An 8,320-nucleotide genomic window follows, 5' to 3' on the forward strand; every position below is an offset into this window, starting at 1 on the left:
GCGCCTGTACGGGCGGTTCGCGAACCGCCCCTACGAACACAACATTCACTTCTGAAAAATAGTGAACATTCACTTCTGAAAACAATTAAACCTATTGCTATCTCCATTGGCATATTGGCACATTAGCAAATTGGCTCATTATTACCCAATAACGAATTACCTTCTAGTATTTTATGTCTTCTACGGAAAACTCTATCTCTCCGAACCCGATCATCGCATTAAACAGACGGACACGGGAATAGCGAGATAAGTCGTGCGGGCGAATGGCGGCGGGAACAATCAAGCCTTTACCTAATAAAGAGGCTCTCATCGTCCCTTCCAGCAAAGGCTTTTCGGGCGTTTCCCATTGTTCGCCATTCCATAGGGCGATATTGGCTATCGAGGTATCCGTCAGAAAACCGTCGCGGATTATCAATATATCGTCGGCTTCCCCTTTCTGCTTGAATAATTCATCCAGCTTCTGCCGGTTACTACTCTTATAGGTGTAATCCAACCCGTCGGATGTTACCATCTTCAGGCTCTTTACCGGACGGATCGTGTAAGGCTGATATTCGACCTTTTCTACTTCATCCTGATATTCTATACGGCATTTGGTACGCTCAGTATACTCTCCGGGTTGGATATAATCAGCCAGATTGACGGGTAAATTACATTCGAAAATATCTCTCCGCGTCCTGTTGAAGCGGTAGTTGTGGAAGCCCAGATTAACGACTTTCCCGTTCTCGATACGGATTGTTTCAATAAATTGGCACATATACTTTTTGTTTCATTTCGTTATATTCACTCTGTAAGTCACTTCTGAAGGTGATGCCACCTCCACTCTTAAACACCAGTTGTCCGCCCTGCTCTTCCAGAAAACGGATCATGACGGCGCTATCCAGTTTGCGACCATCGAAATAACCTGTCACACCGGTATAGAATCCCCGCTCGTATGTCTCCGCTTCCGCGATGATCTCCATTGTCTTTTTCTTCGGAGCACCGGTGATAGAACCGGCCGGCAACAGGCTGAAAAGGATTTCTCCCAACGAAGCCCGCCAGCTCTCCGCAAGCCTTCCTCTAATCTCGGAACTGACCTGCAACAAACGCCCCCTGTTGGTCTGCAACTCATCGATATACCGGTAGCGGGTCACCGTCACTTCCGTCGCTACCCGACTCAGGTCGTTACGGATCAGATCGACGATCGTAGCATGCTCCGCCTCTTCCTTTTCATCGGCAAAGATGCGTTCACGTGCATCCGGCAGGGAAGCGTCGATCGTCCCTTTCATCGGATAAGAATAGATAAATCCATCCTCGATACGTACGAATATCTCTGGGGAGAAAACGACAAAACGATCCTTCACCCATAATTTATAAGGAGCATGCGAACAGGTAAAAACTTCTTTTAATGTCAGGTTCGTTTGTACCGGAGTGGCACAAGTCAGATTCACCAGATAGGAATTACCGGCATGTATATGATCGGAGACAATACGAAAAGACCGGGAATAGGCCTCATACGAAACCGGATCGGTATGCCACTCCACCCGTTTGTCAGGCAATTTCACCGGTTCCCGGACAACATTGGTAAAACCATTCAGGTCATACAACAACTCTTCCGGATCGACATCGCCCGGCTCTTCTACCCAAACGGACTCCTGCTTATAATCGATGATAAATATAAAAGGCCGTCCGGATAATCCCAATCGATTCATATACCGGACAGCTTCTTCCTTATTGCATAATTTCATACTATATCAAAAATCGCTCTGTCAATCCGCCAAAAGCGTCGATACGACGGTCGCGGAAGAAGGGCCACCAACGGCGTACATTCTCGCTTCGTGCCTTGTCTATCTCTACCACGCGGACTTCTTCATGATCGTTCGGAAACTCAGTCAGCAACTCCCCCTGCGGGCCTGCTACAAAACTATTCCCCCAGAATTGGATACCGTTCGTCTGACCCGACGGGTCAGACTCATGTCCCGTACGGTTCACCGTAATCACCGGGAGTCCGTTGGCTACGGCATGACCGCGTTGTACGGTTACCCAGGCATCCAGCTGGCGTTTCTTCTCTTCCGCCGTATCACTGCTTTCCCATCCGATAGCGGTCGGATAGATCAGCATTTCGGCTCCTTTCATAGCCATCAGGCGGGCGGCTTCCGGATACCACTGATCCCAGCAAACCAGGACACCGAGTTTACCGACCGAAGTCTGTATGGGTTCGAATCCCAGATCGCCCGGTGTAAAATAGAATTTCTCATAATAAGCCGGATCGTCCGGTATATGCATTTTGCGATACTTGCCGGCAATCGTGCCGTCCTTCTCGATCACTACGGCCGTATTATGATAGAGTCCCGGCACACGCCTTTCAAAAAGGGATAGTACCAGAACCACTCCCAACTCTTTTGCCAGCGCACCGAACTCTTCGGTAGATGGTCCCGGAATGGTTTCTGCCTGGTCGAACACTTGTGTATCTTCTGTCTGGCAGAAATAGAGTCCGTTATGCAACTCCTGTAGCACAACCAGTTCCGCTCCTTCCTCTGCACAAAGACGGATATTACTTTTCAGTTTCTTTATATTATCTAACCGGTCACAGGTGTTTGCCTGTTGAATCAATCCTACTTTCATACGATAAAATCTTTCGGGTACTGCATTGTCACACAATGCAACGAACCATGTTGTTTAATTAACGGTAAACAATCGATACCAACAATTTCCCTATCCGGGAAAGCTTCTTGCAAGGCAGCTCTAGCCACCTCGTCTTTCGGAGAATTATAGAATGGAACAAGTACTGCTCCGTTTATGATCAGGAAATTGGCGTATGTAGCCGGTAAACGTTCACCCTCCCATTCCACTTTATCGGCCATAGGCAAAGCGATCAAGCGATAAGGTTTACCGTCGGCTTGAGTAAATTCTTTCAGTTCCTCTTCCATCTCCTGCAACTCGGCAAAATGTTCGTCTTCTTCATCCGTACATTGCACGTAGGCAATCGTATCTTCGCTACAAAAACGGGCCAGCGTATCGACATGGCTATCGGTATCGTCCCCTGCCAGGTAACCGCTTTCCAGCCACAGGATACGATCCAGTCCGAACACCTGTTTCAAATAGCTTTCCAGCTCTTCCTGCTGAAGGTATTCATTTCTGTTCACGGAAGAAAGACACTCGACCGTAGTCAGTAAAGTTCCCTTTCCGTCCGACTCGATACTACCACCTTCCAATACGAACGGTTGCATATTAACCGGAACGACCTCATCCGCAAACGTCTTTCCATGAAACAATTTCCGTGTGATCAGATTGTCATGGTTAGCGGCAAACTTCATGCCCCAGCCGTTAAATACGAAATCGTACACTACCGGTATACCTTCCTCAAACACCGAAATACCTCCATGATCACGTGCCCAGGTATCGTTCGTCTCCATTTCACGGAAGATGATCCGGCCATAATCCACCTCTCCCAGCTGGGAGCGCACCACCGATTCATCCGGACAAACGATCAGTAACTTTTCCCGTTTGATCACCTCTTTGGCAATCTCTACAAAACAAGGAATCACCTCACCGAGTATCGGTGCCCAATCCGTCCCTTCATGCGGCCAGGTCAGTTGAACCGCGCTTTGCGGGTACCATTCGGCCGGCAATATTGTTTTATTCTCCATGTCTGCTCGTTTTATTTTCTGGTTACAAAGATAAACATTTATTGAAAGAAAGCGATCATATACAAAATCCACTGTTTTCAGAATATTGATTCTCTATTGTCATTTAAATACACTATCTTTGTATATAAATATTTGTTAAATCAGTAAAAATGTAACTGAGTTAACTAAAGACCAATTAAATGACTATAAAAAATGAGCAAGAAATTCCAAATAAAAAATAGCACAGCTGAGTTCCTTATATTTACTAATCAAGCAAAAGAAGATGGTATAGAGGTCAGATTACAAAACGATACTATATGGTTAAGTCAAAAGCTAATGGCTGTTTTATTTGACTGTTCAACTGATAATATTTCACTTCACCTAAAAAATATATTTAGTGACGGAGAGTTGAACTCGGAAGCAGTTACCGAGGAATTCTCGGTAACTGCTTCCGATGGAAAAAATTATCGTACGAAACATTATAATCTGGATGCTATTATAGCTGTCGGTTATCGTATAAATACCAAAAGAGCTACAGCTTTCCGGCAATGGGCTACGAACATCCTAAGAGACTACGCTATACGCGGATATATAATAGATAAAGAGCGGATGAAAAATGGTTTATTCTTTAATCAAAACTATTTCAATAGCTTATTAGAAGAAGTTCGTGAAATCCGAGCTAGTGAACGGTTATTCTACCAAAAAATAACTGATATCTATGCCACTGCATTTGACTATAACCCTCATGCACAAACAACACTTGATTTCTTTGCTACAGTTCAGAACAAACTACATTTCGCAATACATCATCATACCGCGGCCGAATTAATAGTGAAACGTGCAAATAGTGAAACGTGCAAATAGTGAAAAAGAACACATGGGATTGACCTCGTGGAAAAATTCTCCTAACGGAAAGATTCTCAAAAGTGATGTATCAATAGCCAAAAACTATTTAACAGAAAAAGAGTTACATAATTTTGATCGCATCATTTCAATGTATCTCGATTATGCAGAGTTACAAGCAGAACGTCACATTCCTATGTCTATGGAAGATTGGGAAAAAAAACTGAATGCTTTCCTTAATTTCAATGAATATGACTTACTAAATAATATAGGCACTATTTCAGCACAAGTTGCAAAAGCTTTTGCTGAAAGTGAATTCGAAAAATATAGAATCATACAAGACAAATTGTTTAAGTCTGATTTTGACCGATTTAACAACAACAATCTATTAGACTTTGATTTAGAATCATAACATTATCCTCAAAAACCTCACCTCATTTAGTTGGTATATTCGAAAAACCTATTAACTTTGCATCACAAAGTACTTTTTAGAATAAGTATATGAACAAACAACTAGAAGACATAAGAGCAATACGCGAGATGATGGAAAGATCATCCAAATTCCTTTCGTTAAGCGGTTTATCCGGTATATCGGCTGGAGTTATAGCGATCACCGGGGCAGCACTCGCCTACTTTCATATTCTGAAAGAACCGGCAAGCAACGGCTTCGAAACGACCCACGAAGCCATGTTCCGCGAGATCACTTTGTTGATCACGGATGCTTCCGCCGTCTTGCTCTTTTCTATTTGTTTCGGTATCTATTTCTCCTGGAAAAAATCTGTAAAGAAGAACCTGATGCCTTCCAAAAGCCTGATAAAAAAGACACTTTACAACCTCGGTGTCCCTTTGGTAGCCGGTGGTATCTTTGCCCTTATTTTCCTGTTGCGCGGAGATCTGGCGATGGCTATCACAATGACGCTGACTTTTTATGGCCTGGCATTAATCAATGTTTCCAAATACACCCTCGACGAAGTACACTATCTAGGCCTGACAGAAGTCATATTGGGAATACTCTCAGCATTATTACCCGACTGGAGCCTCCTGCTCTGGACAATCGGATTCGGAGCCTGCCACATCATTTACGGCACGGCCATGTATATTAAATATGATCTGAAAAAGGAATGAAAAACATAATATCCAAATTAAATAAAGCTTTTGAAAGCCGTATACGATTAGGTATTATGTCTATTCTTTCGGTGAATGAATCGGCTGACTTCAATACGATGAAGCAGCTGATGGAGTTGACCGACGGGAACCTGGCCAGCCACCTGAAAGCATTGGAAACAATCGGATACATCCAGTCCACCAAGCAATTCATTGGCCGGAAACCCAACACACAATATACAATCACTGAAGAAGGACGGAAAAACTTCAAAGAACATTTGAATGCTTTAGAAGAACTTATTAAATAATTTTTTTACCCTACGACTTTGAAACACAAAGTACTTTTTAGTCACAACAAACAGCTTAAGATTATGGAAACAACAATTAAAAAAGCAGGAAAAATCAGTCAGTCTATCACTGTTAAAGCGCTGGTTATCGGCTTTCTGACCATTATCCTACTTATTCCCGGAATCATGATCCAGGATTTGATACGGGAAAGACAGGACAGAAGTGTCGAGACAATCGAAAAAATCAATGCCAAATGGAGCAATGCCCAGACCGTCTGTGGCCCAGTACTCACGATCCCCTACACCACTACCCATGTGGATGCAAACAATAAAACAGTCCTTCAGGAACATACGATAAGTATCACTCCTGAAAATTTGAATATCGATACACAACTATTCCCGGAAGAAAGATATTACGGGATCTATAAAACGATCCTCTACAAAAGTGAAATAGACCTGTCGGGAAACTTTGATAAAATAAATTACCAGAAGACCGAGAATAGTACCATCCATTGGGAACAAGCCTACCTGACCATCGGAGTTTCCGACCTGAGAGGTATCACCGAAAATATCAGCTTTACGCTCGACAACAAACAGTATCCGGTCGAAGCCGCCGGCAATTACGACAGGTTAATGGGAAAGATATTAGTAGTCAGTCTAAATAATGCCGACTCCCTCTTAACCGGCCAGTCATTAAAATTCAATTGCAAAATAAAACTGAACGGCAGTAGTAATATCAATTTCATACCCATTGGCAAAACCTCCAAAGTGCACGTGGCCGGCACCTGGAAATCACCCGGTTTTATCGGAAACTTCAGTCCCGAACATACCATTACCGAAAACGGATTTGATGCAAATTGGAGTGTCCTCCGCTTCAACCGCAGCATCCCTGAAACATGGATAGACAATCAGGTCGACACTTTCGACGATGCTTCTTTCGGTGTAAACCTGATCGACCCGGTAAACCATTACCAGCAAAATATGCGTTCGGCAAAATACGCATTCATGTTTATCGCACTAACGTTTGTCGTCTTTTTCTTTGTCGAAATACTGACAAAAAAGCGCATCCATCCCATTCAGTATTTGCTGGTAGGTATAGCTCTGATCCTGTTCTACAGCCTGCTTTTATCGATCTCGGAACAGATTAACTTCGGTATCGCATACCTGATTGCCAGTATAGCGACTATCGGACTGATAACGGTTTATACATATAGCATTTTCAAAAACAAAATACAGACAGGCGGACTGGCTGCCATGCTTTGCATGCTTTACATATTTCTTTACGTAGTGCTCCAGCTGGAAGACATCGCCTTGCTGATAGGAAGCGTAGGTTTGTTCATTATCCTGGGTATTATAATGTTTTTCTCACGGAAGATTAATTGGTACAGACAGGAAGAAACAGACGACCAATAATAAACAAAAAATCCCGGGTTCTGATTTCAACATCATTAACCCGGGATTTTTTCGCATGCAAGAGTACTCGATAATGGATTTTTATCCATCCCTCAGGATACAAATCTTTTATTCCAATGGCTTAGAAACTTACGCCATAAAAAAATTATTGGTAAATATATCTTTAGTATCAAACGACCTACAAAAGGACACAGAAAGGATACGCCTGTAATTAAATAAAAATCTTTTCTTCTCCTCCATAAAAGGGCCCTTTGTTCTTCCTTACTCCAATAATAATCATATAAAACTGTTTTAGCCTCCATTTCCTTACGATAAATACCATTCAGAAAATAATAATAAAACATCAAATAAGCCTCTTCTCTGATAGGCTGGCTATAAGCATATCTATCCAAAAGAAAAAATACAGACTTCGCCATATCAAGCCTAAACTTCCTGATTACTTCCACCTTCTGATTTGTTATCGATCCTGGTCGCGAAACATAATTATACAAACAATTATCGACAACGACCGATTTCTTTACTTTTAAACAGATTTGCATATTTAAAAATAAATCTTCTCCCAGAGAAACCGGAAAATAAACAATCCCATCAAACAAAGATTTCTGCATCAATTTACCACACATAGACCACCTCTTATAAAAAAGCATATAAAATAATAAATCCTCTCCAGATAATCCATTCAACAGACTATTTCCCCTTTTTTTTTCTTTATATATATAGTTATCATCCTCACTAACATAATAATAGTTACAATCGACATACACCGATCCACTTTTTATCATTTCACAATACAGCACTTCTATCGCATTCACTTCCAGATAGTCATCTCCATCTAAATAAAAGACATATTCACCACAAATAGCCTCCAGGCCTGATTTACGAGCATAAATCAATCCTTGATTTTCTTTTGCAATAACTTTGATACGATCATCCTTCTCAGCATACTTTTTGATGATACCGGGAGACTCATCTGTAGATCCGTCATCAACAACAATGATTTCTATATCACGAAATGTCTGATTAATACAAGATAATAAACAAGCCTCAAGATAGGGGGCAACATTATAT

8 protein-coding genes and 1 pseudogene are annotated in these 8,320 nt (G+C 42.1%); 4 read left to right on the forward strand and 5 right to left on the reverse strand.

Going from position 1 to position 8,320, the window contains the following annotated elements:
* Nucleotides 1-163 precede the first annotated feature (163 nt).
* Genes QZ076_RS21465 through QZ076_RS21480 form a run of 4 tightly spaced genes read right to left on the reverse strand, consistent with a single transcriptional unit; the run spans nucleotide 164 to nucleotide 3,626 of the window.
* Entirely contained in the window at nucleotides 164-754 is a 591-nt protein-coding gene (locus QZ076_RS21465; RefSeq protein WP_293717152.1) for an aminotransferase class IV family protein, read from the reverse strand.
* Complete coding sequence (locus QZ076_RS21470; RefSeq protein WP_293717153.1) at nucleotides 738-1,724, reverse strand: aminodeoxychorismate synthase component I; 987 nt, start codon at nucleotides 1,722-1,724, stop codon at nucleotides 738-740. Before QZ076_RS21470 ends, QZ076_RS21465 begins: the two co-directional genes overlap by 17 nt.
* A gap of 1 nt (nucleotide 1,725) precedes the next feature.
* Nucleotides 1,726-2,601, reverse strand: coding sequence for a carbon-nitrogen hydrolase (locus tag QZ076_RS21475; protein ID WP_293717154.1), 876 nt, complete (start codon nucleotides 2,599-2,601; stop codon nucleotides 1,726-1,728).
* Nucleotides 2,598-3,626: an agmatine deiminase family protein gene (locus QZ076_RS21480; RefSeq protein WP_293717155.1), complete on the reverse strand. Its 1,029-nt coding sequence runs from the start codon at nucleotides 3,624-3,626 to the stop codon at nucleotides 2,598-2,600. The genes QZ076_RS21475 and QZ076_RS21480 overlap by 4 nt, the downstream gene beginning before the upstream one ends.
* Nucleotides 3,627-3,818: 192 nt before the next feature.
* Here QZ076_RS21480 and QZ076_RS21485 point away from each other — a divergent pair.
* From QZ076_RS21485 to creD, 4 genes and pseudogenes are all read left to right on the forward strand, one after another.
* Nucleotides 3,819-4,860 (forward strand): annotated as a pseudogene (locus QZ076_RS21485) (virulence RhuM family protein).
* Between the two features lie 89 nt (nucleotides 4,861-4,949).
* Entirely contained in the window at nucleotides 4,950-5,573 is a 624-nt protein-coding gene (locus QZ076_RS21490) for a hypothetical protein (RefSeq protein WP_293717156.1), read from the forward strand.
* Nucleotides 5,570-5,860 carry a transcriptional regulator gene (locus tag QZ076_RS21495; RefSeq protein ID WP_293717157.1) on the forward strand — a complete coding sequence of 97 codons (291 nt, stop codon included), beginning with the start codon at nucleotides 5,570-5,572 and terminating at the stop codon, nucleotides 5,858-5,860. The genes QZ076_RS21490 and QZ076_RS21495 overlap by 4 nt, the downstream gene beginning before the upstream one ends.
* A gap of 63 nt (nucleotides 5,861-5,923) precedes the next feature.
* A complete protein-coding gene (gene creD / locus QZ076_RS21500; RefSeq protein WP_293717158.1) occupies nucleotides 5,924-7,252 on the forward strand; it encodes a cell envelope integrity protein CreD in 1,329 nt (442 codons plus the stop codon).
* A gap of 92 nt (nucleotides 7,253-7,344) precedes the next feature.
* Here the strand turns inward: creD and QZ076_RS21505 are convergent.
* A partial coding sequence (locus tag QZ076_RS21505) for a glycosyltransferase (RefSeq protein WP_293717159.1) occupies nucleotides 7,345-8,320 on the reverse strand: 976 nt, incomplete at its 5' end.

It is taken from the genome of uncultured Parabacteroides sp., assembly GCF_905196875.1.
Classification (GTDB): Bacteria; Bacteroidota; Bacteroidia; order Bacteroidales; family Tannerellaceae; genus Parabacteroides.

Bases quoted from the DNA above. Each gene is read 5' to 3' on its own strand.
- QZ076_RS21465 (WP_293717152.1), bottom strand. From the start codon at position 754: ATGTGCCAATTTATTGAAACAATCCGTATCGAGAACGGGAAAGTCGTT.
- QZ076_RS21470 (WP_293717153.1), bottom strand. From the start codon at position 1,724: ATGAAATTATGCAATAAGGAAGAAGCTGTCCGGTATATGAATCGATTG.
- QZ076_RS21475 (WP_293717154.1), bottom strand. From the start codon at position 2,601: ATGAAAGTAGGATTGATTCAACAGGCAAACACCTGTGACCGGTTAGAT.
- QZ076_RS21480 (WP_293717155.1), bottom strand. From the start codon at position 3,626: ATGGAGAATAAAACAATATTGCCGGCCGAATGGTACCCGCAAAGCGCG.
- QZ076_RS21490 (WP_293717156.1), top strand. From the start codon at position 4,950: ATGAACAAACAACTAGAAGACATAAGAGCAATACGCGAGATGATGGAA.
- QZ076_RS21495 (WP_293717157.1), top strand. From the start codon at position 5,570: ATGAAAAACATAATATCCAAATTAAATAAAGCTTTTGAAAGCCGTATA.
- creD (WP_293717158.1), top strand. From the start codon at position 5,924: ATGGAAACAACAATTAAAAAAGCAGGAAAAATCAGTCAGTCTATCACT.